A 24,935-nucleotide genomic window follows, 5' to 3' on the forward strand; every position below is an offset into this window, starting at 1 on the left:
CTCGACACGATAGAACAGCGTGCACCGGTGCGGAATCATCCACGCCGAGGCGGCCCGAGAGAATCGCTTCCCACCGACGGAACCTGCCCGCTCAAGGTCCGGGTCCCGCAGCTGATCCGGGCGCAAGACGCAGCGTCTTGAAACCGTGCGCGGTTGGGCGGCAGGGCCTCTGGAATGGGAGGATGGGCTCATGACTTCAACTTTGCTGCCTGCTCTGCAGGGAGAGCCGATCGATCACACCCCCGTCTGGTTCATGAGGCAGGCCGGTCGCTCCCTGCCCGAGTACCGCAGACTGCGCGAGGGCACCTCGATGCTCGACTCCTGCCGGGACCCCGAACTCGTCACCGAGATCACCCTCCAGCCCGTGCGCCGTCACGGAGTCGACGCCGCGATCTTCTTCTCCGACATCGTCGTCCCCCTCCAGGCGGCCGGTGTCGAGGTCGAGATCGTCGGCGGCCGCGGACCGGTCCTCGCCGCACCGATCCGCACCCGCGCCGACGTCGAGGCCCTGCCCGAGCTCGAACCCGACCAGATTCCCGACATCGCCGAATCGGTCGGGCGCATCACCGCCGAGCTCGGCTCCGACACCCCGCTCATCGGCTTCGCCGGGGCCCCGTTCACCCTGGCGAGCTACCTCATCGAAGGCGGACCGAGCAAGAACCACGAGAAGACGAAGTCGCTCATGGTCGCCGACCCCGAGACCTTCTCCCTCCTCCTGTCCAAGCTCGCGCGCATCTCCGCGACGTTCATCGATGTGCAGCTCTCCGCCGGCGCGTCGGCGTTCCAGCTCTTCGACTCGTGGGCCGGCTACCTCAACCGCCGCGACTACGACGACCACGTCCTCGAGCACTCGACCGCGGTCTTCGACGCACTCGCCGGCCATGACGTGCCGAGCATCCACTTCGGCGTCCAGACCGGGGAGCTGCTCGGTTCGATGTCCCGGGCCGGGTCGACCGCGATGGGCGTCGACTTCCGCGTCGCACTCACCGACGCCGCCACCCGCATCCAGCCCGGGCAGGCCCTCCAGGGCAACCTCGACCCGGCGCTGCTCTTCGCCCCGTGGGAGGCGCTGGCCCCGCGCATCGGTGAGATCGTCCGCGCCGGGCTCAGCCACGACGCCGGCTTCGTCTTCAACCTCGGTCACGGTGTCCTGCCCGACACCGACCCCGAGGTGCCGGGCCGCGTCGTCGCTGAGGTCCATCGGGTGTCCGCGGAGATCCTCGGGGAGGCGGCGGCGACCCGATGAGCCGGATCACGATCGTCGGCGGCGGGATCTCCGGGCTTGCCGCCGCTCACCGCCTCGCGTCCGAGCACGAGGTCATCGTGCTCGAGGCGACCGACCACCTCGGCGGCTGCCTCGACTCGACGACCCTGTCGGGAACGGTGGCTGAGGGGATCGATCTCGGCGCCGAGGCGAGCCTCCACCGCCGCCCCGAGACGCGCGAGCTCATCGCCGAACTCGGACTCGACCCGGTCCACCCCTCGCGGGAGCACGGTTCGCAGGTGCTCAGTCGAGGAGGGCTGCGGCCGATCCCGCGCGAGACGATCATGGGCGTGCCCGCCGACCCGGACACCGTGGCAGATCTGCTCGGGCCCGAGGCGACCGCGAGGGTGGCCGCCGAGGAGGTCACGGCCCCGATCGCGGGCACGGACACCTCGGTGGGGGAGTTCCTCGCCGCCCGCCTCGGCGACGACCTCGTCGACACGCTCGTCGACCCCCTCCTCGCCGGCGTCTACGCCGGGCGCTGCCGCGACCTCTCGCTCGCCGCGACCGTCCCGGCCCTCCTCCCCGCCGCCCTCGACGGAACCTCCGTCCTCGACCGGGCGGCCACCCTGCTCGCCGCCCGCGCAGAGACCGCACACACCGATCCCGGCGGAGAACCCGCACCCGTCTTCCTCAGCCTCCCCGGAGGCATCGGAGCCCTCATCCCCGCCCTCGCCGAGGCGATCATTGCAGCCGGAGGAGAGATCCGCACCGGCTCCCCGGTGACCGGCCTGAGCCGGGCCGGAAGGGGCTGGAGCGTCGCGACCCCCGACGGCGCGATCGAGTCCGACACGGTCATCCTCGCCACCCCCGCCTATGTCACCGCCGATCTCCTCGCCGAGGCGGCCCCGGGACCCGCGACGACGCTTGCGGCCGTGCCCTACGCCTCGACCGCGCTCGTCCTCGCCCTCGTCGACCTCGGCGACGACGATCTCGAAGGGTCCGGGTTCCTCGTCCCACCCACCGCGGACGCCTTCATCAAAGCCTCGACGTTCGCGTCGAACAAATGGCCGTGGATGCGGCGACGGATCCCCGCCGGCACCGCGCTCGTGCGGATGAGCGTGGGACGCTTCGGCGACGCGCCCGGCACCTGGCAGGACCTCGACGACGCCGAGCTCACTGCCCGCGCCTTCGCCGACTGGCAGGCCATCACCGGACGCAGCGGCGACCGGATCCTCACCGCGGAGGTCAGGCGCTGGGACCGGGCGCTGCCGCAGTACGTGCCCGGCCACCTCGACGCCGTCGACGACCTCGATGAGGAGATCGCGGGCATCGAGGGACTCGAACTCGTCGGATCCGCCTACTCGGGTGTGGGCATCCCCGCCTGCATCGGACGTGCCCACACCGTCGCGGACCGACTGATGACCACTGACAGTCCAGATGAGACGAAGGAGAATCAATGAGCGACTACACCCAGCCCACCGAGGAGCAGATCGAACGCGCCAACCAGGAGACCCGTTACATCGCGTACTCGGTCTTCGCCGCTGCCGCCGAACTCGGCGACGCCGACCGCGCCGAGCTCGCCACCGAGCTCGACGAGGCGCTCGCCCCGCTGCGGGAGAAGGGTCTCGTCGTCCGCGGCATCTATGACGTCTCCGCCCTGCGCGCCGACGCCGACGTGATGTTCTGGTACCACGCGCCGACGATCGAACTCGTCCAGGCCGCGTACTCCGCGATCCGCAGGACCCTGCTCGGGGGAGTCCTCGAACCCGTGTGGTCGGTCGTCGGCCTCCACCGCCCCGCCGAGTTCAACAAGGCTCACCTGCCCGCGCTGCTCACCGACGACGAGCCCGGCTCCTACATCTGCGTGTACCCGTTCGTCCGCTCCTACGACTGGTACGTCCTCGACCCGGAGGAGCGCTCGACGATGCTGCGCGACCACGGCATCGCCGCCGCCCCGTACAAGGACATCAAGGCGAACACGATCTCCGCGTTCGCGCTCGGCGACTACGAATGGCTGCTCGCCTTCGAGGCCGAGGAGCTCCACCGCATCGTCGACCTCATGCGCGATCTGCGCAACACGCAGGCCCGCCTGCACGTGCGCGAGGAGATCCCGTTCTACACGGGCCCGCGCCGCGAGCTCGTCGACATCATCTCCGACTGGCGCTGAGCGCTCCGCCGCCGTGGCATCGACCCACGGCGGCGGACCCGCCGGCCGCCGACGGCAGAGACGACGAGGGGGCCGACGCCATCATGGCGTCGGCCCCCTTCGGTTCGCTGCTGCGCTTCAGATCAGTACGCTCTCACTCGCCAGGCGATTCGCGCCTGACGACGTAGGAGTGTCCGGCGGCATCCGTGCGCATCTCGAGTCCGAGCGCCTCAAGCTGTTCGGTGCTGCGGTTCGCGTCTTCGAAGTAGCCTCCGGGGCGTGTGCCGTCGACCTGGGCGGGGCCGACGATCCTGCGGAAGAATTGGTTGAGCCACTTCACGCGGCGCTGGGGATCGTGGTTCTCAGTCATGGGGGCAGTCCTCCTCGGGCTCTCCGACCGGGTGGATCCCGGTGTGCACGGACGCTCCGACATTTCAATAGTACACTTAATGTTAGTGCACTAACTAATTGGGGGAACAACACGATGACCGACCATGACCCACTCGATCTCGAAAGCCAGATCTGCTTCGCCCTCGCGGTGGCCTCGCGCAGCGTCATCGGAGCGTACCGCTCGGTGCTCGACCCGCTCCACCTCACCCATCCGCAGTACCTCGTCATGCTCGCGCTCTGGCAGCACGGTCGCCTGCCGGTGCGCCGGATCGCGGAGATGCTCCGGCTCGAACCGGCGACCGTGTCGCCGCTCGTCAAACGCCTCGAGGCCCTCGACTACGTCACCCGCACCCGCAGCGCCGCCGACGAGCGCATCGTCGAGGTCGACCTCACGCCGACCGGGGCCGCGCTGCGCACGGAGGCGGAGGCGATCCCCCCGGCGATGATGGAGAAGCTCGGCATGGACGAAGCCGGTCTGCGCGCACTCCACGCGACGATGACCGACCTCATCGCCGCCGTCGACGCCTCGAACGCCGCCGAGGAGAAGGCCGCCGGGTGACGAACGCTGCCCCGGTGACAGGCGGGGACGCCGACGCGGTCGGACTCACAGCGTCCCGGCGGCATCGCCGACGAGTGCGGAGGCCGGCCGCGACATCGGCGTGTGCTCGATCCCGTCCTCGTCGAAGCGGGGACCGTTGGGGGAGAAGCCGAAGCCTGAGTAGAAGCGCTCGAGGTGCGACTGGGCGTTGAGGGTGAGCGGCTCGCCGGGGAAGGCCTCGACGAGGTCGGCGACGAGCCGCCTGCCCCAGCCTCCGCCGCGGACGGCCGGGTCGGTGACGACGCGGCCGATGCTGCGCGCCCCGGGTTCCGCCGCCGGACCGTCGGCGAAGTCGGGTGGGAGCACCCGTGCGTAGGCGAGCGGCATGAGGCTCTTCCCGAGCTCCGCACCGTGCGTATCGGCCATCGTCCGCCCCTGTCCCGGGAAGAACGCATGCAGCGTGCCCTCGAGGGTGTCGACGCCGTCGAGATCGAGGAACACGCAGTCCTGTTCGACGACGAAGACCTGCGAGCGCAGCTGGAGGATGCCGTAGAGCTCGGTCGTCGTCAGCTCCGCGAAGCGCTTGAGCACGAGATCGGACATTCAGGCGTCCTCGTTGAGCCGCAGCGAGATCGAGTTGATGCAGTAGCGCTGGTCGGTCGGAGTGTCGTACCCCTCACCCTCGAAGACGTGGCCGAGGTGCGAGTCGCAGTTCGCGCAGCGGACCTCGATGCGCTCCATGCCCATCGACGTGTCGCGGATGTAGCGGACGCGGTCCTCGGCGAGCGGGGCGTAGAAGGACGGCCAGCCGCAGTGGGAGGCGAACTTCGTGTCCGAGGGGAAGAGGTCGGCGCCGCACGCCCGACACTGGTACATCCCCGCCGTCGTCGTGTCGACGTACTCGCCGGTGAAGGGCCTCTCCGTGCCGCCCTGCCGGAGGACGGCGAACTCCTCGGGGCTGAGCACGTCCTGCCAGCGGACCTCCTCGCCGTCTGCTGCGGTGCGGGCGTTCGTCTCACTCATCATGACCTCCGGTCTCTCTCGTGCGGGACTGGTCGCATCCATCATCCCAGCCGCAGGGTGGTCCTGACAGACCCTCCCACCAGCTCAACAGCGTTTGGAGAGATCTCATTCCGTGGGAGAGAATGAGATCAGGAGGTTCACATGGTCCGCGACTCACAGTTCCCGACGCGTCTGCTGCTCGCCGCCGTCGGCGTCGGTGCCGGTGTCGGCGCCGTGATCTCGGTGGCGTCGTCGGGACTCGCCGCGTACTTCGCCCGCCGCATCGTCGTTCCCGAGAACGCACCCGAAGAGCTCGACATCCTCCACATCGACGGCTTCTCCCCGAACATGCGCATCCACCTGCCCGCCGATGAGGAGACGACGGTCCCGGGCACGTACGGACTCTACTTCAGCCAGGGCACCGGTCATGCCGTCATCGGCGACATCGTCGAATACGACCCCAGGTCCCAGACGGTGTCCCGGGAGATCCTCTCCGTGACCAAGGGCGACATCCGCCGGGCCCGCCACGGTCGGTGGACCGGCGTGGTCTACCCCGACCCGCTGGCAGCGGGCGTGAAGTTCGAGGACATCGAACTCGAATCCGACGCCGGAGTTCTGCCCGCGTGGTACCTGCCCACCGATCACCCCGAGCCCTCGGACACCTGGGCGATCCTCATCCACGGCCGGGCGAGCACCCGCGCCGAGGGCCTGCGCGCCGCCCCCGTCCTCAATACCCTCGGCGTCCCGGCGATCGCCATGTCCTACCGCAACGACGCCGAGGTGCGGGTCGAGTCCTCGTCCCGCTACGGCCTCGGCGACACCGAATGGATCGACGTCGACGCCGCGATCGACTATGCCCTCGCGCACGGCGCGCGCAACGTCGTCCTCTTCGGCTGGTCGATGGGAGGGGCGATCGCCTTCCAGGCCGCCTCCCGCGGACGCAACCGCGAGCACGTCGCCGCCCTCGTCCTCGACGGGCCCGTCGTCGACTGGATCAACGTCCTCGACGGGCAGGCACGGAAGAACATGCTGCCCACCCCGGTCGCGAAGCTCACACTCGAGATGATCACCCAGCCGTGGGCGCGCCCGATCACCGGGCTCGAGACGCCCCTCGACCTCAGCCGGATGGACTGGGTGACGCGGGCGGCGGAACTCGATGTTCCCGTGCTCCTCATCCACTCCGACGACGACGAGTTCGTCCCCTCCTCACCGTCCCATGCGCTCGCCTCCGTCCGGCGCGACCTCGTGACGATGCCGGCCTATGAGAGGGCCCGACACACGAAGGAATGGAACATCGACCCCGTCCGCTGGGAGGACGATGTCGCGAATTTCCTCGAGACGAAGGTCCTCCCTCACGACTGAGGCGCGACTGCACGACTGAGCCCCGCCTCGGCGCGGGATCTCGGACCCACCCGATCACGGTGTGAGGACGAGCGTGTCGACGGTGCTCTCCCGCACGGCCTGCGGCGAATACGCCCACGGGCGGGTCCGATTCGCCGCCCAGTCCTCGGTCTGGTCGGCATAGTTCGGATGGAACGCGTGCCCCGAGGCACCGGTGAGGTTGATCCAGCGGGAGTCGTCGAAATCGGCGAGGTCGATGATCTGGCGCATCGAGGGCACCCAGTTCGTCGCGAAGCCCTCGGAGGCGTCCCAGCCGGTGGCATTGACGACTCCCGAGCCGCCCGAGACCTCGTAGGGTCCGCGGTTGAAGAGCCGCTCGACCGCGGTGATCCCGGATTCGCCGAGGCTCGCGTTGCGGATCGTCAGCTCGTGCAGGGTGCCCCACCGCCATGTCACCGGCTCCGGGCCGAGGAGGTCCTCCGTCCGGTTCCACGCGGAGCCGAGCGCCCGGGCGAGGGCCTCGTCGCGGTTCTCGACCTCGCCCTCCTGCCACCACGGGGAGTCGGGTTGGGTGAGGAGGTTGTCGATGACGAGGTACCAGTGGCTGCCGCCGCTCGGGCGCACCCCTTTGGGCAGCTTCGGGGCGAACACCTCGTCGAGGACGGTGGAGACGACGACGTTGAAGTACGCCGCACCGGCGCTGTTCGCCGCGTCGCGTCCGTCCCACGTCCGCAGCAGCTCCTGACCCGCCTCGATGTCGGCATCCCCCTGGGCGTCGACGGCGAGGAGGCGGGGCAGGAGCGTGTCGGCCATGGGATTGAGGTCGTCGCCCTGGATGCGGGAGAAGTCGTCAGCGGTGACGGGACCGGCGGCGATCGCCTCGGTGAGCAGATCGGTGATCCGCTCGGCCCGGTCGCCTCTGTCGAAGTCGCCGGACAGCCGCACGGACTGCCCGGGACGCGTGACGGGGTTGTTCGCGGTGACGATCCAGCCGCGTTCGGGGTTGAACAGCGACGGCAGCTCATCGAAGCCGATCCACCCCTGCCAGTCCTGGGCCGGCTCCCAGCCCTGGCGGGGCATCATTCCGTCGGCCGTGCCGCGGCGGGGGATCTTCCCGGGCGCCTGGTAGCCGATGTTGCCCTCGGTGTCGGCGTAGACGAGGTTCTGGGAGGGGACGTCGAAGAGCTCGGCGGCGTCACGGAACTCCTCCCAGTTCGTCGCCCTGTTGAGCGCGAAGATCGCCGTGGCCGTGCGCCCGGGCTGCAGGGCCGTCCATTCGAGGGCGAGCCGGTAGCGCACTCCGCCCAATCCCTCCGTGGCGGACTTCTCCCCGGTCGTCGTGTCGAGGACGCGACGGTAGGTCTTGTCGAGGTCGGAGACGATCGGTCCGTGCTTCGTCTCCCACACCGTCATCGTCCGCGGCTCCTCCTTGGCGATCTCGATCGTCTCCTGCCGGGTCTCGACCCTCTCATCGCCTGCGTCGGAGAGGACGTCGGCGTCCCGGATCTTCTCGACGACAAGGTCGGTGACGTCGGGGCCGAGGTTCGTCATCCCCCACGCGATGGACTGGTTGTGGCCGATGACGACCCCGGGCATGCCGGAGAAGGAGAAACCGGAGACGTCGAAGGGGCATGCGGGGGAGACCGTGCGACAGCGCAGACCCACCTGATACCAGACCGAGGGCATCGCCGGCGACAGGTGCGGGTCGTTGGCCAGCAGCGGGGCCCCGGTGGCCGTGAGCTCCCCGGAGACGACCCACGAGTTCGACCCGAGGTCGTGGCTGCTCATCCCCAGCAGCGCCGGTAGCCTGCGGATCTGCTCGTCGAGTTCGGTGAGGTCGCCCGGCAGGGCGTCCTCCGGCCGGGGGTCGGTGACGGTGCCTCCGGCGTTCGGGTCGTCCCCCGCCGAGGCGGTTCCCGATGTCGAGGGGTCCGCCGAGGCGGTTCCTGGTTCCGCCGCCGGCTCGGCCTCCGGGGTGCCCCCGACGATCGTCGGGCGGTCGTCATAGGGGTAGTCGGGGTAGATGTCGGCCATCTGCGACTCGTCAAGGGACCCCGCGGAGATCGCGCGATCGATCTCGTCCTCGAGGTTCGAGCGCAGGTCCCATGCCATCGCCTTGAGCCAGGCGACGCTGTCGGCCGGCGTCCACTCCTCGATCGTCACCGGCCCCGTCTGGAGGCCGAGGATGCCGTACTCGAGGGACACCTCGGTGGGGGAGCGGTCGGCGAGGTAGGCGTTGACCCCGTCGGCGTAGGCCTGGTAGTAGGAGAGCGTCGTCGCGTCGAGGCGGGCGACCTCCTCCTCGGCGACCCTCCGCCAGCCCAGCGTGCGGATGAACGCGTCCGTGCGGTACTGGGAGGCGCCGAAGAGCTCGGAGAGACGGCCTGCGGTGACATGCCGACGGAAGTCCATCTCCCAGAACCGGTCCTGGGCGTGGACGAACCCCTGGGCGAGGAAGAGGTCGCGGGCCGTGTCCGCTTCGATGCGGGGGATGCCGGAGGCATCGCGGGTGACGACGACCTGGGAGTCGAGGCCGGGGATGCTCAGCGTTCCGTCGGTGGTGGGGAAGGAGCGGCGGACGACGCCGATGCCGAGGAGGACGGCGATGAGAAGGAGGACGACGAGGGCCGCGACGACGCGGAGGACGGCCTTCATGCTCAGGGACAGGTGGGTCCCGTCGGGCGGGCGCATGGCGGATTCCAGCGGGCTCGGCACGTCAGCATCCGCGGCAGCCATGGGTCTCCTTCGACGGCGTCACCTCAGAGTATAGGTGCTCACCGGCGGGAACGGGCGGGATCGACGCCGGCCGACGGGTCCTCCGGGGGCCGCGGCGGGTAGACGAAGGTGACGAGGACGACGGAGATCATCATGAGCAGGAACCACGCGACGAGCTTTGTCACGGGCACGAGCTCCCAGCCGCCGGCCTGGGACGGGTAGAGCCAGGCTCCCGCGGCTGTGCCGATGTTTTCCGCGATCCAGATGAAGAAGGCGACGAGGACGAAGGCGAGGAGGATCGGCATGCGCAGGGTGCGGGTGTGGACGCGGAAGTGCATCGTGCAGCGGAAGTAGACGATGACCGTGGCCGCGACGAGGACGAGACGGATGTCGGGCAGCCAATGGTGGGTGAAGAAGTTGAGGTAGATGGCGGCGGCGATGATCGCTGTGATCCACCTCGGCGGGTAATGGCTGAAGCGGAGGTCGAAGAGGCGGTAGACGCGGACGATGTAGGACCCGACGGCGGCGTACATGAATCCCGTGAACAGGGGGACCGCGCCGATGTGGAGGACGCCGCCGGGGGCGTAGTTCCACGACCCGACGGCGGTCTTGAAGATCTCCATCCCCGTGCCGACGATGTGGAAGACGACGATGACGAGGAACTCCCGACCCGTCTCGAGGCGGAAGGCGAGCATGCCGATCTGGATGAGCACGGCGATGATGACGAGAAGGTCGTTGCGGTCGAGCGCCGCCCCGTCGGGATACCACCACGCCGTGGCGACGATGGCCGCGAGCATGAGCGCCCCGAACAGGCACGCCCACGCCTGCTTGATCCCGAAGACGAGGAACTCCCGGACTCCGGTGGGCACCCGGGTCAGCCAGCGGTTGGCGAAGCGATCGAGGAGGAGTTCGAGCCGCGTGAGCTCGCGGTCAGAGGTCATCGGGGTCCTTCGGCGGTCGGTCGGAGGCCTCAAGACTACCGTCATCGTTCCAGGCCAGAGGTGCGCCTCGGCGGGACCCCCGGCACCGTGAGGTTCTTCACAAGCTGCTCACAGCTCGGGTAGCATCGCAGGTGTCACCGACCTGCGAGGAAGCATCATGCGCACACGAGCGCTGTCACTGACCATCTCCGCCGCCACTGCACTCGCCCTCACCGCCTCCCTCGGCACGACCGCGCTCGCCGCCGAACTCGGCAGCCCCGAGGACACGCCGGGAACCTCCGCACCCGCGACGACCCCCGATCCCACCGAGAGCTCCGAACCGACGGATCCACCGGCGACCGATTCCGGCTCCGGCTCAGGCGCCGCCTCGGACCCACCGGCGACGAAGAACCTCGGCGACACCGCGATCGCCACGCATTCGGCCCGTGCCGGCGCTGTCACGGGCATCGACCTCGACGCCGACGAGGTGACCATCCTCGGTGCGACGTGGAACGGCGACGACCCGGGCCTCGAGATCCGCTACAAGCAGTCCGGGACATGGTCGGACTGGGAGGAGCTTCGCGTCGAGGACGAAGGCGGGCCGGACGACGGCTCGGCCGAGGCGCAGCAGGCGGCAGCGGTCTCCGGTGAGTCCGAGGCCGTGCCCGTCCTCGACTCCTCGAGAGTCGAGGTGCGCAGCGTCGACGGTTCGGCCGCGACCACGGACCTCGAGATCACGACGGTCTCGACCCCGGTCACCGTTGCGGATGAGGCGATCGACCCGCCGCCGGCCCCGGACCCGACACAGGGACTGTCCCCGCAGATCTACGACCAAGGACTCAAGGCGAACATCGTCACCCGCAAGGAGTGGGGCGCGGATGAGAGCCTCGTGCGCTGCCAGTCGGACCAGACGTCGAGCGCGAAGGGCGTCTTCCTCCACCACACGGCCGGGTCGAATTCGTACACGCAGGCCCAGGCACCGGGCATCATCCGCGGCTACCTCACGTTCCACACGCAGTCCCGGGGCTGGTGCGACATCGGCTACAACTTCCTCGTCGACCGGTTCGGCACGATCTACGAAGGCCGTGCCGGCAGCATCGACAAGGCGATCACCGGGGCACACGCCTCGGGCTTCAACTCGGGGACGATCGGGGTGGCCGTCCTCGGGACGTACAGCGGATCGGCCCCGAGCTCGGCCGCCCAGCGCGCCGTCGAACGGGTCGTCGCGTGGAAGGCGAACATGTTCGCGTTCTCACCGACAGGGTCGATGACGCTCACCTCCGGCGGCGGGAGCACCTCGAAGTATCCGGAGGGGAAGTCGGTCACGCTCAAGACCGTCTCCGGCCACCGGGACACGAGCTATACGGACTGCCCGGGCACGGCGTTCTACAACCGGCTCGGGTCGATCCGCACCGCGGCGGCGAACCTCCAGTCCTCGCTCGGCTACGTCACCAAGGGGGCGATCGGCGTGTACTACCGTGCGCATCGGGCGCAGACCGGGGAGCCGACGGGCACCGAGAGGTCGCTGTCGAATCCCGACGGCGCCTACCAGCACTTCACGAAGGGCACGGTCTACTGGTCGAGCGCGAGCGGGGCGCACCTCAACAAGGGCGGAATCAGGACCGCGTACGGCGCGATCGGCTACGAGAAGGGCAGGCTCGGGTTCCCCACGAGCGACGAAGTGACCTTCAAGTACCGCTCGAACGCGGTCTACCAGAACTTCGCGGGCGGCATCATCACGTACTCGTCGACGACGAAGGGCCAGCCGCTCAGCGGCGGTTTCCTCGGCAAGTGGAAGTCGCTCGGCTGGGAGCGCAGCAGCCTCGGCCTGCCGACGAGCGGCGAGTACACCTCGAACGGCAAGACCCGACAGAACTTCGAGAAGGGATACATGACGTACACGGCGAGCGAGGGCGTCAAGGTCTTCGCCGGGTGAGCATCCTGTCAGAGGCGAGGCAGGGTCCGCCGGGGGAGCCCGCCCCCTAGACTGGGCTGATGCGCATCCTTCTCTTCGGCGCCTCCGGCTGGGTGGGCTCCCGCCTGGCCCGACGCCTGTCCGGCGACCATGACGTCGTCGGCGTCGTCCGCACTCCGCCGACCGCCTCGGCGGACTTCACCCCACTCGTCGTCCCCGACTGGGTCGAGCGACCGCACGCCGTCACGGAGGCGCTCGCCGAGGTGGGACTGAGCATCGACGCGCAGATCGCTGCGGTCGGCGGCTGGTACGTCGACGGGCCGATGCTCGGCCGCGGCATCGACGCCTTCGACGCCGACTTCGACTCGTACCTGCGCGCGCACTTCTCCGCGTGCGCGGTCGCCGCAGACCTCGGGGTGGGCACCCACCTCGCGTTCAACGGCGTCGCGAGCATCGAGGCCTGCGTGGGCTCGGGGGCGATCAGCGTCTTCGGGGCCGCCCAGCAGATGCTCATCCGCGTCGCCGACGCCGAGTCCCCGTCCGTGCGGTTCCGGGAGCTCACCATCCTCGCTCCGCTCCACGGTGATGAGCGCAACGACACCGAGTGCGGGGTCGAGACGATCGGCATCGACGTCGTCGTCGGCGCCGCCGAGCGCATCCTCATTGCAGGCACGGACGAGGTCATCACCCACCTCGCCCCGACCGACGCGCTGCTCACTGAGGAGGGGGCTTCGCCTTCGCATAGCGGATGACGACCTGATCGTCGAGCTGCTCGATCCCACGCACGTGCAGGGGGATGTCGGCCTCGAGCCCCGAGAAGTGGGTGAGACCGTCCCGGAGGTAGCGCGGCGAGATGCTCAGATGCAGCTCCGTGTGCGGATAGTGCTCGAGGATCCGATAGGCGAGGTTGGGCCCGGATTCGCACATGATCTCGTCGCTGTCCGACGCGAGCCCGGCGACCACCTCGGCGAGGGAGTTCGGGGTGAAGCCCACGGCACGGTAGTCGAGTCCCCGATCGGCGAGCTGCCGGGCGAGCTCAGCGGGGTCGGACTCCGTGAGGACGTGGACGGGGGTGTGTTCGAGGGCTTTGCCGGGGGCGTTGATCATCGGCAGCCGGGGGTTGAGCGCGGTACGGCGGTCGATGATGATCGCTCCCGCCCGCCTGCGCAGTCCGACGAAGTAGCGGAAGTCCGTCGGCGTCGAGACCCCCGTCGACCAGCCGTCGTGGGCGTAGGCGCCGTTGATCGTCTGGACGAGGGCGATGGTGATCCGGCGCATCATTCCCTCAGTTCGCTCACGGGACCCATGGCGATGCGCGGGTCCGCCTCCGGGTCGATCGTCCGCATGATCCACAGGAGGTCCTTCTCCTTGAGGGTGACGCACCCGTTCGTGCCCGAGTCGTGGTCGAGGTGGAGCCAGATGCCGCCGCCCTTCTCCGTGCCCAGGGGCCGCGTCCGGTCGGTCGGCGGAGTGCCGCGCTTGCGGTTGTAGTCGATGGCGATGATGTAGTCGAACACGCGGGAGTACTCCTCCCCGTAGGCGACGGTCGCCGAGGCGGGCAGTCCGGCATCGCGCGTGTAGTCCAGCTTCGTTCCCGGGTTCTTCCGGTATCCGCCTGCATCGGTGAGGGTGAAGACACCGCTCGGGGTCGTCTTGTCGCCTTCCCGGCGGTCGGCGAGCCAGCCGTTGGAGCCGTTGTGGGTGGGGAAGGTCTTCCGCTTCGTCCACGTCTCGTCCGTGCGCTCGTAGAAGGCGAGCTCACCGGACTCCGACTGCACGTCGGGGCTGCTGACGACGATGACCTGGGTCGTGCCGGCCGGGATCTGCGCCGAGGTCTCAGGGCCGAGCCCCGGGACCGTCGGTCCTGCCGCCGAGGCGGACTCCTGACCGCCGGGGTCGAGCTGGGCGGGGACGGCGAAGTCGCCGGTCCGCATCTGCTGAGCGGGAGCCGCGAGACCCCGGTCGGTGTCGGGGGGCTCCTCGTCGGGCCCGCACGAGGAGAGCACGAACGCGAGCCCGACGACGCCCGCGCACAGGCGGGTGCGAGCACTGACCATGACGCCATCCTCTCACGGGCGCGACCCGGGCGGGGTGCGTGTCTGTGAGAAAATGGCTCCCATGAGCATTCCACCCGTGCCGAACCATCCTCCGCGCCCCGGGCGCCGGAAACCGGCCGAGGAGACTCCGGATTCGATCACCACGCAGCTCTTCATCGGCCAGGACAGGCCCGCCGACGCCGACGGATCGACGCAGGCGCTGTCGGCCGAGGAGATCCAACGGCTGCGGTCGATGGTCTCCGCCGACGGCACTGAGGCCACCGAGGTCCTCAGCCTCGATGAACTCCGTCAGCTCGCCGCCGAGGGCGCAGGATCCGGGGGACCGGAGTCCGAGGAGTCCGGACCGTCCCCGAGGAAGGCGAGTGCATCAGACATTGCCGAGGCGCAGGCCGCCTCGGCGCCGCGCCAATGGAACCCGCAGGGAACCCCGCACAACGGGGGAGCTGAAGGTCCGGGTCGCGGCGGCGAGGGCTTCGGCGCCGCGGTCTCCGGCATGGCAGCGGCCTCCGGCGCGGCAGCCGCTCCGGGTCGGGCAGGGTACGGGTCGCAGGGTCAGGGCGGCGGCACTCCCGTCCCTCCGGCAGGTGCCGGGTACGCCGCCGGCTACGGCGGTGACGGCTACGGTCCGGGGGGTCCGACGGGGGCCGGCGGCGGCAGCGGTCCGGGGGGACCCTACCGGCGCGAGCCGGAGACGAAGCGCGTGCCGGCGTGGCTGTGGGTCCTCGCGGCCATCGCTCTCGTCCTCGCCCTCGGCATCGTCGGCTACATCGTCTGGGATTCGATGCAGGGCAGGGACGACGTCGCCTCGGGGCCGGTGAGTCCGAGCCCCGCCCCGAGTCTCGAACCGACCGAGGGACCTGAGAAGTCGAGCCCACCGGCCGCGGTCGAGACCTTCGCCTCGCCGTCGGGCAACATCGAGTGCACGATCGACTCCGAGCGGGCTCGCTGTGTCATCAGCTCCTTCGACTACACGCCTCCGGAACGGCCCGAGGACTGCCAGATGGAGAACTGGGGCTCGGTCGTCGTCGCCAACGGCGAAGGCGCAGGGTTCTCGTGCGTCGAGGCCCCGGAGAACGCGGGGCCGGCGCGCGTCCTCGGATACGGAGAGTCGATCTCGGCCTCGGGGATGACATGCACGTCCGCCGAGGACGGCATGACGTGCACATCCGACTCCACCGGCGTCGGCTTCACGGTTCGCCGAGCCTCGGTCGACTTCCTCGGGGACTGAGGGCCGCCCCGGCGGCGTCGGGGACTGCGGTGGTCCCGGGGACCGTCGACCGCCTCGGCGGCAGGGGACGGTGTCGGATCACGAGCCATGTGTCTTGAGATGTGGACAGTGCGCTCGCCCCGGCGGGTCGGCGGTCTACCGTGGAGGCGTGGCTCACAGGTTCATCCTCCTTCCGTGCCGCGACGAGTCCTGAACGGACAGCGCCCTCGTCGCGGAGTCCTCCATGCTGATCCGCACGACGAGAGATGACGAGGAATGATGAATCTGCAGCAGCCGACCCCCATGCCGTACCAGAAGTACAAGTCGTTCCAGGACCGGATCGCGCTCGACATGCGCGACCGCACCTGGCCCGACCAGGTCATCCGGAAGGCCCCGCGCTGGCTGAGCACCGACCTGCGCGACGGCAACCAGGCGCTCATCGACCCGATGACCCCCGATCGCAAGCGGAGGATGTTCGATCTCCTCGTCAAACTCGGGTTCAAGGAGATCGAGGTCGGGTTCCCCGCGGCGAGTCAGGTCGACTTCGACTTCGTCCGCTCGATCATCGACGATGATGCGATCCCCGACGACGTGCGGATCTCCGTCCTCACCCAGGCGCGCGAGGACCTCATCGAACGCACCGTCGAATCGCTCGTCGGGGCGAAGATGCCCACCGTCCACCTCTACAATGCGACCGCCCCGGTCTTCCGCAAGGTCGTCTTCGGCTTCGACGGCGACGGCTTCGACCAGACCCGCGACATCGCGCTGCAGGGAACCCAGGCGGTGATGAAGCACGCCGAGACGCTGCTCGGCGACGCGGACTTCGGCTACCAGTACTCGCCGGAGATCTTCGTCGACACCGAACCCGAGTTCGCTCTCGACATCGTCGGCTCCGTCCTCGACATGTGGCAGCCCGCCGCCGGACGCGAGACCGTCGTCAACCTGCCCGCCACCGTCGAACGCGGCACCCCGAACACGTACGCCGACCAGATCGAATGGTTCTGCCGGAACATGCCCTACCGCGACGAGGTGGCCGTCTCCCTCCACCCGCACAACGACCGCGGGACCGGGGTCGCTGCGGCCGAGCTCGGCATCATGGCCGGCGCCGATCGGATCGAAGGCTGCCTGTTCGGCAACGGAGAGCGGACCGGCAACCTCGACCTCGTCACCGTCGCGCTCAACCTCTACACGCAGGGCGTCGACCCCGAACTCGACTTCTCCGACATCGACGAGGTCATCCACACGGTCACCGAATGCAACCAGATCGGCGTCCACGAACGTCACCCCTACGGCGGCGACCTCGTCTTCACCTCGTTCTCCGGCTCGCACCAGGATGCGATCAACAAGGCCTTCGCCGACCGTGAGCGCAATGCGAAGGCCGACGGGGTCCCTGTCGACCTCATGGAATGGGACATGCCCTACCTGCCCGTCGACCCGAAGGATCTCGGCCGCTCGTACGAGGCGATCATCCGCGTGAACTCGCAGTCGGGAAAAGGCGGCGTGACCTACCTGCTCAAGAGCGAGTACGGTCTCGATCTGCCGCGCCGGATGCAGGTCGAGTTCTCCAAGGCCGTCCAGCAGCACACTGAGGCCGGAGGCGAGCTCACCGCCGAGGAGATCCGGCGCATCTTCAACCACGAGTACCTGCCCAGCGACAACCCCGACCAGACCTGGGGCCGCTTCCAGATCGTGGGGCTGCGCACCGAGTCCGGGGCCGTCGACGACACGACCTCCTCCGAGCGGATCGAGGTCGACCTCATCGTCGACGGCCAGGAGCGGACGTACGAAGGCCGGGGCAAGGGCCCGATCGACGCCCTCGTGCGCGTGCTCAACGACAACTTCGACCTCGACATGCGCCTCCAGGACTACACGGAGCACGCGATCGGATCAGGAGCGGACACGACGGCCGCGGCCTACGTCGAACTCGCCATCGACGACCGGGTGCGCTGGGGTGCGGGCCTCCACCCGAACATCACGAAGGCCTCGCTCAAGGCGGTCATCTCCGCGGTCAACCGAGCGGTGCGCGACCGCGAGGAGTGAGCCGGGCGGCGACACTCACAGGGCGCGGCAGGGCATTCCCTGCCGCGCTCTGCGATAATGGATCGGTGCACAGCTATCGTGATGAAGGCATCGTCCTCGCGGGCCACAAGCTCGGCGAAGCGGACCGCATCGTCACCGTCCTCACCCGCAGCCACGGACTCGTCCGTGCCGTCGCGAAGGGAGTCCGGCGCACGAAGTCGCGGTTCGGCTCCCGCCTCGAGCCGTTTATGCTCGTCGACGTCCAGTGCCACATCGGACGCAACCTCGACATCGTCACCCAGGTCGAGCTCATCGAACCCTTCGCCCGCGGCATCGGCGCGGACTTCGACGCCTATTCGGCCGCCTCGGTGATGGCGGAGACTGCCCGCAGCATCACCGAGGCCGAACCCGTCTCCCGGGCCCAGTTCCTCCTCCTCGTCTCCGCGATCCGCTCCCTGTGCAAGGGCGAGCACCCGCCGAGGCTGGCCCTCGACGCGTACCTGCTGCGGGCGATGTCGGTCGCCGGCTGGGCACCGAGCCTGCTCGACTGCGCCCAATGCGGGGCGCCGGGACCACACCGAGCGTTCTCGGCCGCGCTCGGCGGCGCCGTGTGCTCGGCATGCCGCCCGAGCGGGGCCGCCCTGCCCGACACCGACGCGCTCGACCACCTCGCCGCCCTGCTCACCGGGGACTGGGAGAGTGCCGAAGCCTCGGACCTCCACGACCAGATCGACGGCTCCAAGCTCGTCTCGGACTGGGTGTCGTGGCACCTCGAACGCAACATCCGATCACTGTCTGTCCTGGAGCGCACGTGACCTACCCTGCCCCTCCCGCCCATCCGAGCGGGGCGAGACCTCCGCGCCTCGACCCGAAGTTCGTGCCCTCCCACGTCGCCGTCGTCATGGACGGCAACGGGCGCTGGGCCAACGAACGCGGGCTGCCGCGCACCGAAGGCCACAAGGCCGGAGAGGCGTCCCTGCTCGACGTCATCCACGGGGCGATCGAGATCGGCGTCGACTATCTCTCGGCGTACGCGTTCTCGACGGAGAACTGGAAGCGCTCACCCGAGGAGGTCCGCTTCCTCATGGGCTTCAACCGCGACGTCATCCGCCGCCGCCGGGACGAGCTCAACGCGCTCGGGGTGCGCATCGTCTGGGCCGGCCGGCGAGGTCGCCTGTGGCGGTCCGTCATCGATGAACTCGAGACCGCGGCCGAGATGACCAAGCACAACACAGGTCTGACCCTGCAGTTCTGCGTCAACTACGGCGGTCGGTCGGAGATCGTCGACGCCGTCAACGCCATCACCGCCGAGGTGGCGACGGGAAAGCTCAAGCCCGGGAAGGTGAGCGAGAAGACGATCCGCTCCCGCCTCTACGCGCCGCAGGTGCCCGACGTCGACCTCTTCCTCCGGTCCTCCGGCGAGCAGCGGACCTCGAACTTCCTCCTCTGGCAGTCCGCGTATGCGGAGATGGTCTTCCAGGACGTGCTCTGGCCTGACGTCGACCGGCGCACGCTGTGGGCGGCGATCGAGGAGTACGCGCGCCGCGACCGGCGCTTCGGCGGGGCCGTCGACCGGCCGGGGGAGACCGCAGGCTGAGTCACTTTCCGCCGGGACGATCGGGTTCTGCCCGAGCGTCGCCGGTGTGAGTCACTTTTCGCCCGATCGGTCGGGGCATGCCCCGACCGATCGGGCGAAAAGTGACTCAGAGTCGAAACGTGGACATCGGGAGAGTGCTCTCTCTGCTGAGGCGGCCCCCGTCCTGGGCGGAACTTCAGCAGAAGAGGCCGTTCCGCACAGCGCGAGGGGCCCACAGCACGAATGCTGCGGGCCCCTTCTGGCTGTGTGCCGGCTCAGTACCGGGCGCCGACCCTGACGCTGAGAACACCGACTCAATACCAGGCGCCGACCGTCAAGCGGAGAGCGCCGGCTACTGACGCGAGATCAGTACCGGTCGCGCGAGCGGTCCCGGTCGCGGCCGCCGAACTTCTTCCCGCCGCCTCGGCGGTCGCCGCGGAAGTTGCGGTTGTCGCCGGGCTGCTTGTCGAAGTTGCGCTTCTTGAACGGGCGTCCCGGACGACCGGAGTCGGGACGGATGTCGATCGGGCGGCCCTGGATCTCCGTGTTCGCAAGCTTCTTGAGCACACCCGGATCGAGATCCGCGGGCAGGTCGACGAGGGTGTGGTTCGAGCGGATGTCGATGTGCCCGATCTGCTTCGAGGTGATGCCGCCCTCGTTCGCAATCGCTCCGACGATCGAACCGGGCTGCACCCGCTCGTTGCGGCCGACGGCCAGACGATAGGTGACCATGCCCTCGCGGCTGCGACCGCCGCGCTCACGGCCGGGCTTGCCGTCACGGTCGCGGCCCTGCTTGCCGCGGGTCGGCTCGGGCATCGGCTCGGCCTTGAGGGAGTTCGACTCGAGGACCATCGACGCCAGTGCCGCGGCGATGTCCGTGGCGGGGACGTTGCGGCTGAGCTCGTACTGCTCGATGACGGTGGCGAGCTCGCTCAGCTCCGTCGTCGCGAGCGCGTCGTCGATGCGCTTGGTGAACTTCTCCACGCGCGTGTTCGTCAGCTCCTCGACGCTGGGCAGAGTGAGCGGTTCGACCTTCTGCTTCGTCGCGCGCTCGATCGAGCCGAGCAGGCGCTGCTCACGCGGGGTGATGAAGAGGATCGCCTCACCGGAGCGTCCCGCGCGACCGGTGCGGCCGATGCGGTGGACGTAGGACTCCGTGTCGTGGGGGATGTCGTAGTTGACGACGAGCGAGATGCGCTCGACGTCGAGACCACGGGCGGCGACGTCGGTGGCGACGAGGATGTCGATCTTGCCCTCGCGCAGCATCTCGACCGTGCGCTCACGGGCCTGCTGCGGGATGTCGCCGTTGATCGCCGAGGCCTTGAAACCGCGCGCCCGAAGCTTCTCCGCGAGCTCCTCGGTCGCCTGCTTGGTGCGGACGAACATGATAATGCCGTCGTACTCCTCGACCTCGAGGATGCGCGTGAGCGCGTCGAGCTTGTGGGAGTGCTGGACCATGAGGTAGCGCTGACGGATGTTCGACCCGGTCTGCGACTTCGCCGCGACCCGGACCTCTTCGGGATCGTTGAGGTACTTGCCGGTCAGGCGGTGGATCGAGGTCGGCATCGTGGCCGAGAACAGAGCGACCTGACGCGAGTCGCCGGTGGCGTTGAAGATCTCCTCGATGTCCTCGGCGAAGCCCATCTTGAGCATCTCATCGGCCTCGTCGAGGACGAGGTGCTGGAGGTTCTCGAGCTTGAGCGAGCCCCGCTTGAGGTGGTCGATGACGCGACCGGGGGTGCCGACGACGACCTGCGCACCGCGCTTGAGGCCGGCGAGCTGCGGACCGTAGGACTGGCCGCCGTAGATCGGGAGCACCGAGAAGTCCTCAAGGTTCGTCGCATACGAGGTGAACGCCTCGGCGACCTGGAGCGCGAGCTCACGGGTGGGGGTGAGCACGAGGGCGAACGGTCCGTCCGATGCCCGTCCCGCCTCGGCGAGGTGGGAGAGGATCGGCAGCGCGAACGCCGCGGTCTTGCCCGTACCCGTCTGCGCGAGTCCGATGACGTCGCGACCGGCGACGAGCGCAGGGATCGTCGCGGCCTGGATCGGGGACGGCGATTCGTAGCCGAGGGCTTCGACGGCGCGCAGGACCTCGGGATGGAGGCCGAGCTCGGCGAACGTCGGCGTGGTCTCTTGAGTGGATTCTTCGGTCATGAGTGGTTCTCTCTCACGTCGGCACACACTTGATCGCAGATGACTGTAGTGGCGATCTACCCTGCGGCCGCTTGTGCGATCATGACTGGCAATCCGGGCCGGAACCGTACGCTTCCTTCCGACTGCGCGCGGGCACAGTCATCGGTACGGAGAAAGGTTTGGGTGTGGGACCAGTCTACCGTGCCGATCCTCGCCGAGGCGGCCCCGACCCTGCGTAAGAGGTGTGAGTTCCATCGCCTGCCGCGCTTCACCTGGAGGCGGCCGTGACCCGATAGGCTGGAGTCTGTGCGCCACGGCAGCCGGCCGTGGCGGCAACGGATACCAAGGAGAGTCAACCGTGGCACAGTCCAAGCTCGATGCCGTCATCGCCCTGGCCAAGCGCAGAGGATTCGTCTTCCAGGCAGGGGAGATCTACGGTGGTTCCCGCTCGGCGTGGGACTACGGCCCGCTCGGCGTCGAACTCAAGGACAACATCAAGTCCCAGTGGTGGCAGACCTTCGTCCGCGGACGCGAGGACGTCGTCGGCCTCGACTCGTCGATCATCCTGCCCAAGCGCGTGTGGGAGGCCTCCGGTCACGTCGAGACCTTCGTCGACCCACTCGTCGAATGCCTCCACTGCCATCACCGTCACCGCGAGGACCACCTCATCGAGGCCTATGAGGCCAAGCACGGAAAGGCTCCGGAGAACGGGATGGCCGACGTCGTGTGCCCCGACTGCGGCACCCGCGGCCAGTGGACCGAGCCGCAGCAGTTCTCGGGACTCGTCAAGACGTTCCTCGGCCCCGTCGAGTCCGAGGCCGGACTGCACTACCTGCGTCCGGAGACCGCGCAGGGCATCTTCGTCAACTTCAACAACGTGCTCACCGCATCAAGGAAGAAGCCGCCGTTCGGAATCGGGCAGATCGGCAAGTCCTTCCGCAACGAGATCACGCCCGGCAACTTCATCTTCCGCACCCGTGAGTTCGAGCAGATGGAGCTCGAGTACTTCGTCCACCCCGACGACGCTCCCGCCCTCTTCGACGAATGGGTCGAGGACTGCTGGAACTGGTTCCTCGGCCTGGGCCTGAGCGAAGAGAACATGCGCCGCTTCGACGTCCCCGAGGACGAGCGCGCCCACTACTCGGCAGGCACCATCGACATCGAGTACCGCTTCGGATTCCAGGGCTCGGAGTGGGGTGAGCTCATGGGGGTGGCCAACCGCACCGACTACGACCTGAGCACCCACACCGAGGCGTCGGGGGCGAAGCTGCAGTACTTCGACCAGGCCAGCGGCGACCGCTACACGCCCTACGTCATCGAGCCCGCGTTCGGCCTCACCCGGTCGATGATGGCCTTCCTCATCGACGCCTACACCGAGGACGAGGCGCCGAACACCAAGGGCGGCACCGACACCCGCATCGTGCTCAAGCTCGATCCGCGCCTCGCCCCGGTCAAGGCGGCCGTGCTTCCGCTCAGCCGCAACGAGAAGCTCACTCCCGAAGCGAAGGCTCTGGCCGCCCGCCTGCGCAGTCGCTGGAACATCGACTTCGACGACGCCGGGGCGATCGGTCGCCGCTACCGCCGCCAGGACGAGATCGGCACCCCGCTGTGCATCACGTACGACTTCGACTCCCTCGACGACGGTGCGGTGACGATCCGCAAGCGCGACGACATGAGCCAGGAGCGCGTGAGCCTCGATCAGGTCGAGTCCTACCTCGCCGACCACCTCGGCGGGGCCTGAGCTCCACGGTCGCACGGCACGGAGGGTCCGCCGCAGCCGTGCGACCGCCTCGGCGGGGCGAGAACCTGACAGCGGCCCTGCCCCGGCACCGACGACGACGGCCTCGCCACCTTTCACAAGGTGCCGAGGCCGTCGTCGTGCGAGTGACGATCAGAACATCGTCCAGGCTTCCTGGAGGACGCCGCGGATGATCTGCTCCATCTCGTCGAACTCCTTCTGACCGACGGTCAGCGGGGGCGAGAGCTGGATGACCGGGTCGCCACGGTCGTCGGCACGGCAGTAGAGGCCGTTCTCGTACATCTTCGCCGAGACGAAGTTCTTGAGGATCCGCTCCGACTCCTCTTCGGTGAAGGACTCCTTCGTGTCCTTGTCCTTGACGAGTTCGATGCCGTAGAAGAAGCCCTCACCGCGGACGTCGCCGACGATCGGGAGGTCCTTGAGCTTCTCGAGCGTGAACTTGAACGCACCGGCGTTCTCGTGCACGTGGTCGTTGAGCTTCTCGTTCTCGAAGACGTCGAAGTTCGCCATCGCAGCGGCACAGGCGACGGGGTGACCGCCGAAGGTGTAGCCGTGGTAGTAGGTCGCGTCGCCGCCGGGACCGAAGGGCTCGAAGAGGCGGTCCGAGGCGATCATCGCACCGAGCGGAGCATAGCCCGAGGTGATGCCCTTGGCGCTGGTAATGATGTCGGGGACGTAGCCGAAGTCGTTGCACGCGAACATGTCGCCGATGCGACCGTAGGCGCAGATCGTCTCATCGGAGACGAGGAGGACATCGTTCTCGTCGCAGATCTCGCGCACGCGCTCGAAGTATCCGGGAGGCGGCGGGAAGCAGCCGCCGGAGTTCTGCACGGGCTCGAGGAAGACGGCGGCGACGGAGTCGGCACCCTCGAATTCGATCGCCTCGGCGATGCGGTCGGCGGCCCAGCGGCCGAAGGCCTTCTCATCGTGCGCGTACGGTTCGGGCGCGCGGTAGAAGTTCGTGTTCGGGACCTTGTGGGCACCGGGGACGAGCGGGGCGAACTGCTCCCGCAGGCCCGGCAGGGAGGTCACGGACAGGGCGCCGTGCGGGGTGCCGTGGTAGGCGGTGGCACGGGAGATGATCTTGTGCTTGCCGGGCTTGCCGGTGAGCTTGAAGTAGTTCTTCGCAAGCTTCATCGCGGACTCGACGGAGTCGCCGCCGCCGGAGGTGAGGAAGACGCGGTTGAGGTCGCCGGGGGCGTAGGAGGCGAGGCGCTCGGAGAGCTCGATGGCCTGCGGGTGGGCGAAGGACCACAGCGGCATGAAGGGCAGCTTCATGGTCTGGTCGTACATCGCCTTCGCGATCTCCTCGCGACCGTGTCCGACCTGGACGGTGAAGAGACCGGCGAGGCCGTCGATGTAGCGCTTGCCCTGATCGTCGAAGATGTAGTGGCCTTCGCCGCGGGTGATGATCGGTGCCTGTCCGCCGTTGAACAGGGCCTGGTGCGGAGCCATATGCATCCACACGTTGTTGCGCACGGCTTCCTGATACGGAGTGCCGGCTCTGGTGACATTGTCTGTCATCGTGTCCCCCAATTGTATTTTTGCTTTTCGAGTGAGAGGTACATGAAGAGCTCTGTGTCGACGACCGCGTCGATCGACCGGAGCTCCCTGTTGACGAAATCGATGAGGTGTCGGTCCGATTCGCAGACGATCTCCACAAGGAGGTCGAACGACCCCGCGGTGACGACGAGGTAGTCGATCTCGTCGTACCCGTGCAGCCTGTCGGCGACCTTCGAGATGTCTCCGCGGACCTTCACTCCCACCATGGCCTGTCGGGCGAAGCCGAGACTGAGCGGGTCGGTCACGGCCACGATCTCCATCACGCCGGAGTCGATGAGCCTCGACACCCTCTGTCGCACGGCCGCCTCGGAGAGTCCGACGGACTTCCCGATGGCAGAGTAGGACTTGCGTCCGTCATGCTGGAGTTCGACGATGATCGCCTTGGACTTCTCGTCGAGGTTGCCCAGGCGGTGACTGCTTCCGCTCGGCAGCGAGTGGGCCATT

22 protein-coding genes are annotated in these 24,935 nt (G+C 68.6%); 12 read left to right on the top strand and 10 right to left on the bottom strand.

Annotation, left to right across the window (positions count from 1 at the left end; genetic code table 11):
* Nucleotides 1-190 precede the first annotated feature (190 nt).
* From hemE to hemQ, 3 genes are read left to right on the top strand one after another with little or no spacing between them, the layout of a single operon-like run.
* On the top strand, nucleotides 191-1,246 hold the full coding sequence (hemE, locus tag EZE58_RS15085; RefSeq protein WP_101623700.1) for a uroporphyrinogen decarboxylase: 1,056 nt from the start codon (nucleotides 191-193) through the stop codon (nucleotides 1,244-1,246).
* On the top strand, nucleotides 1,243-2,667 hold the full coding sequence (gene hemG, locus EZE58_RS15090; RefSeq protein WP_167560855.1) for a protoporphyrinogen oxidase: 1,425 nt from the start codon (nucleotides 1,243-1,245) through the stop codon (nucleotides 2,665-2,667). Before hemE ends, hemG begins: the two co-directional genes overlap by 4 nt.
* A complete protein-coding gene (gene hemQ / locus EZE58_RS15095) occupies nucleotides 2,664-3,374 on the top strand; it encodes a hydrogen peroxide-dependent heme synthase (protein WP_009377031.1) in 711 nt (236 codons plus the stop codon). Before hemG ends, hemQ begins: the two co-directional genes overlap by 4 nt.
* A 133-nt stretch (nucleotides 3,375-3,507) precedes the next feature.
* Here hemQ and EZE58_RS15100 read toward each other — a convergent pair whose 3' ends face one another.
* Nucleotides 3,508-3,723 (bottom strand): hypothetical protein, encoded by a 216-nt coding sequence (locus tag EZE58_RS15100; RefSeq protein ID WP_009377033.1) that lies wholly within the window; start codon nucleotides 3,721-3,723, stop codon nucleotides 3,508-3,510.
* Between the two features lie 114 nt (nucleotides 3,724-3,837).
* Between EZE58_RS15100 and EZE58_RS15105 the strand changes: the two genes are divergently transcribed.
* On the top strand, nucleotides 3,838-4,302 hold the full coding sequence (locus EZE58_RS15105) for a MarR family transcriptional regulator (RefSeq protein WP_009377035.1): 465 nt from the start codon (nucleotides 3,838-3,840) through the stop codon (nucleotides 4,300-4,302).
* Nucleotides 4,303-4,347: 45 nt separating this feature from the next.
* On the opposite strand, the gene EZE58_RS15110 is transcribed toward EZE58_RS15105, so the two are convergent.
* The gene (locus EZE58_RS15110; RefSeq protein ID WP_009377037.1) at nucleotides 4,348-4,884 is read right to left on the bottom strand and encodes a GNAT family N-acetyltransferase; all 537 of its coding nucleotides are present in this window, start codon (nucleotides 4,882-4,884) and stop codon (nucleotides 4,348-4,350) included.
* Entirely contained in the window at nucleotides 4,885-5,304 is a 420-nt protein-coding gene (gene msrB, locus EZE58_RS15115) for a peptide-methionine (R)-S-oxide reductase MsrB (protein WP_063250188.1), read from the bottom strand.
* A gap of 141 nt (nucleotides 5,305-5,445) precedes the next feature.
* Between msrB and EZE58_RS15120 the strand changes: the two genes are divergently transcribed.
* The gene (locus EZE58_RS15120) at nucleotides 5,446-6,645 is read left to right on the top strand and encodes an alpha/beta fold hydrolase (protein WP_167560857.1); all 1,200 of its coding nucleotides are present in this window, start codon (nucleotides 5,446-5,448) and stop codon (nucleotides 6,643-6,645) included.
* Nucleotides 6,646-6,699: 54 nt separating this feature from the next.
* Here the strand turns inward: EZE58_RS15120 and EZE58_RS15125 are convergent, their stop codons facing one another.
* Nucleotides 6,700-9,360: a penicillin acylase family protein gene (locus EZE58_RS15125; protein ID WP_167560860.1), complete on the bottom strand. Its 2,661-nt coding sequence runs from the start codon at nucleotides 9,358-9,360 to the stop codon at nucleotides 6,700-6,702.
* Nucleotides 9,361-9,398: 38 nt separating this feature from the next.
* Nucleotides 9,399-10,280, bottom strand: coding sequence for a DUF817 domain-containing protein (locus tag EZE58_RS15130; protein WP_009377045.1), 882 nt, complete (start codon nucleotides 10,278-10,280; stop codon nucleotides 9,399-9,401).
* 157 nt (nucleotides 10,281-10,437) lie between these two features.
* Between EZE58_RS15130 and EZE58_RS15135 the strand changes: the two genes are divergently transcribed.
* Nucleotides 10,438-12,195, top strand: a complete 1,758-nt coding sequence (locus EZE58_RS15135) for an N-acetylmuramoyl-L-alanine amidase (protein ID WP_167560863.1) — start codon at nucleotides 10,438-10,440, stop codon at nucleotides 12,193-12,195.
* 59 nt (nucleotides 12,196-12,254) lie between these two features.
* Entirely contained in the window at nucleotides 12,255-12,926 is a 672-nt protein-coding gene (locus tag EZE58_RS15140) for an NAD(P)-dependent oxidoreductase (protein WP_131247789.1), read from the top strand.
* Here EZE58_RS15140 and EZE58_RS15145 read toward each other — a convergent pair.
* Nucleotides 12,889-13,452 carry a hypothetical protein gene (locus EZE58_RS15145; protein ID WP_119296331.1) on the bottom strand — a complete coding sequence of 188 codons (564 nt, stop codon included), beginning with the start codon at nucleotides 13,450-13,452 and terminating at the stop codon, nucleotides 12,889-12,891. The genes EZE58_RS15140 and EZE58_RS15145 overlap by 38 nt on opposite strands.
* The gene (locus EZE58_RS15150) at nucleotides 13,452-14,231 is read right to left on the bottom strand and encodes a L,D-transpeptidase family protein (RefSeq protein ID WP_009377058.1); all 780 of its coding nucleotides are present in this window, start codon (nucleotides 14,229-14,231) and stop codon (nucleotides 13,452-13,454) included. Before EZE58_RS15150 ends, EZE58_RS15145 begins: the two co-directional genes overlap by 1 nt.
* A 61-nt stretch (nucleotides 14,232-14,292) precedes the next feature.
* Between EZE58_RS15150 and EZE58_RS15155 the strand changes: the two genes are divergently transcribed.
* The 4 genes from EZE58_RS15155 to EZE58_RS15170 all read left to right on the top strand — a co-directional run bounded on the left by EZE58_RS15155 (nucleotide 14,293) and on the right by EZE58_RS15170 (nucleotide 19,054).
* On the top strand, nucleotides 14,293-15,459 hold the full coding sequence (locus EZE58_RS15155) for a DUF6636 domain-containing protein (protein WP_164672034.1): 1,167 nt from the start codon (nucleotides 14,293-14,295) through the stop codon (nucleotides 15,457-15,459).
* A gap of 255 nt (nucleotides 15,460-15,714) precedes the next feature.
* A complete protein-coding gene (leuA, locus tag EZE58_RS15160) occupies nucleotides 15,715-17,478 on the top strand; it encodes a 2-isopropylmalate synthase (RefSeq protein WP_009377062.1) in 1,764 nt (587 codons plus the stop codon).
* Between the two features lie 65 nt (nucleotides 17,479-17,543).
* Nucleotides 17,544-18,272, top strand: a complete 729-nt coding sequence (gene recO / locus EZE58_RS15165) for a DNA repair protein RecO (protein ID WP_009377063.1) — start codon at nucleotides 17,544-17,546, stop codon at nucleotides 18,270-18,272.
* The gene (locus EZE58_RS15170; protein ID WP_009377064.1) at nucleotides 18,269-19,054 is read left to right on the top strand and encodes an isoprenyl transferase; all 786 of its coding nucleotides are present in this window, start codon (nucleotides 18,269-18,271) and stop codon (nucleotides 19,052-19,054) included. The genes recO and EZE58_RS15170 overlap by 4 nt, the downstream gene beginning before the upstream one ends.
* Nucleotides 19,055-19,399: 345 nt before the next feature.
* Here EZE58_RS15170 and EZE58_RS15175 read toward each other — a convergent pair whose 3' ends face one another.
* Complete coding sequence (locus tag EZE58_RS15175) at nucleotides 19,400-21,190, bottom strand: DEAD/DEAH box helicase (RefSeq protein WP_095375485.1); 1,791 nt, start codon at nucleotides 21,188-21,190, stop codon at nucleotides 19,400-19,402.
* A gap of 337 nt (nucleotides 21,191-21,527) precedes the next feature.
* Here EZE58_RS15175 and EZE58_RS15180 point away from each other — a divergent pair, with 337 nt between their 5' ends.
* The gene (locus EZE58_RS15180; protein WP_063250150.1) at nucleotides 21,528-22,910 is read left to right on the top strand and encodes a glycine--tRNA ligase; all 1,383 of its coding nucleotides are present in this window, start codon (nucleotides 21,528-21,530) and stop codon (nucleotides 22,908-22,910) included.
* A gap of 150 nt (nucleotides 22,911-23,060) precedes the next feature.
* Here the strand turns inward: EZE58_RS15180 and EZE58_RS15185 are convergent, their stop codons facing one another.
* A complete protein-coding gene (locus EZE58_RS15185; RefSeq protein ID WP_051995511.1) occupies nucleotides 23,061-24,452 on the bottom strand; it encodes an aspartate aminotransferase family protein in 1,392 nt (463 codons plus the stop codon).
* Complete coding sequence (locus tag EZE58_RS15190; RefSeq protein ID WP_095375486.1) at nucleotides 24,449-24,934, bottom strand: Lrp/AsnC family transcriptional regulator; 486 nt, start codon at nucleotides 24,932-24,934, stop codon at nucleotides 24,449-24,451. Before EZE58_RS15190 ends, EZE58_RS15185 begins: the two co-directional genes overlap by 4 nt.
* Nucleotide 24,935: the final 1 nt, after the last annotated feature.

The organism is Brevibacterium sp. LS14, from assembly GCF_012027885.1.
In the GTDB taxonomy this organism is placed as follows: domain Bacteria; phylum Actinomycetota; class Actinomycetes; order Actinomycetales; family Brevibacteriaceae; genus Brevibacterium; species Brevibacterium casei.

What these genes read in the sequence shown, in the direction of transcription:
- EZE58_RS15190 (WP_095375486.1), bottom strand. Translation starts at nt 24,934, where the DNA reads ATGGCCCACTCGCTGCCGAGCGGAAGCAGTCACCGCCTGGGCAACCTC.
- hemE (WP_101623700.1), top strand. Translation starts at nt 191, where the DNA reads ATGACTTCAACTTTGCTGCCTGCTCTGCAGGGAGAGCCGATCGATCAC.
- EZE58_RS15120 (WP_167560857.1), top strand. Translation starts at nt 5,446, where the DNA reads ATGGTCCGCGACTCACAGTTCCCGACGCGTCTGCTGCTCGCCGCCGTC.
- EZE58_RS15130 (WP_009377045.1), bottom strand. Translation starts at nt 10,280, where the DNA reads ATGACCTCTGACCGCGAGCTCACGCGGCTCGAACTCCTCCTCGATCGC.
- EZE58_RS15175 (WP_095375485.1), bottom strand. Translation starts at nt 21,190, where the DNA reads ATGACCGAAGAATCCACTCAAGAGACCACGCCGACGTTCGCCGAGCTC.
- EZE58_RS15135 (WP_167560863.1), top strand. Translation starts at nt 10,438, where the DNA reads ATGCGCACACGAGCGCTGTCACTGACCATCTCCGCCGCCACTGCACTC.
- EZE58_RS15125 (WP_167560860.1), bottom strand. Translation starts at nt 9,360, where the DNA reads ATGGCTGCCGCGGATGCTGACGTGCCGAGCCCGCTGGAATCCGCCATG.
- EZE58_RS15145 (WP_119296331.1), bottom strand. Translation starts at nt 13,452, where the DNA reads ATGCGCCGGATCACCATCGCCCTCGTCCAGACGATCAACGGCGCCTAC.
- msrB (WP_063250188.1), bottom strand. Translation starts at nt 5,304, where the DNA reads ATGAGTGAGACGAACGCCCGCACCGCAGCAGACGGCGAGGAGGTCCGC.
- leuA (WP_009377062.1), top strand. Translation starts at nt 15,715, where the DNA reads ATGATGAATCTGCAGCAGCCGACCCCCATGCCGTACCAGAAGTACAAG.
- EZE58_RS15185 (WP_051995511.1), bottom strand. Translation starts at nt 24,452, where the DNA reads ATGACAGACAATGTCACCAGAGCCGGCACTCCGTATCAGGAAGCCGTG.
- EZE58_RS15150 (WP_009377058.1), bottom strand. Translation starts at nt 14,231, where the DNA reads ATGGTCAGTGCTCGCACCCGCCTGTGCGCGGGCGTCGTCGGGCTCGCG.
- EZE58_RS15100 (WP_009377033.1), bottom strand. Translation starts at nt 3,723, where the DNA reads ATGACTGAGAACCACGATCCCCAGCGCCGCGTGAAGTGGCTCAACCAA.
- EZE58_RS15105 (WP_009377035.1), top strand. Translation starts at nt 3,838, where the DNA reads ATGACCGACCATGACCCACTCGATCTCGAAAGCCAGATCTGCTTCGCC.
- EZE58_RS15140 (WP_131247789.1), top strand. Translation starts at nt 12,255, where the DNA reads ATGCGCATCCTTCTCTTCGGCGCCTCCGGCTGGGTGGGCTCCCGCCTG.
- hemG (WP_167560855.1), top strand. Translation starts at nt 1,243, where the DNA reads ATGAGCCGGATCACGATCGTCGGCGGCGGGATCTCCGGGCTTGCCGCC.
- EZE58_RS15155 (WP_164672034.1), top strand. Translation starts at nt 14,293, where the DNA reads ATGAGCATTCCACCCGTGCCGAACCATCCTCCGCGCCCCGGGCGCCGG.
- hemQ (WP_009377031.1), top strand. Translation starts at nt 2,664, where the DNA reads ATGAGCGACTACACCCAGCCCACCGAGGAGCAGATCGAACGCGCCAAC.
- EZE58_RS15110 (WP_009377037.1), bottom strand. Translation starts at nt 4,884, where the DNA reads ATGTCCGATCTCGTGCTCAAGCGCTTCGCGGAGCTGACGACGACCGAG.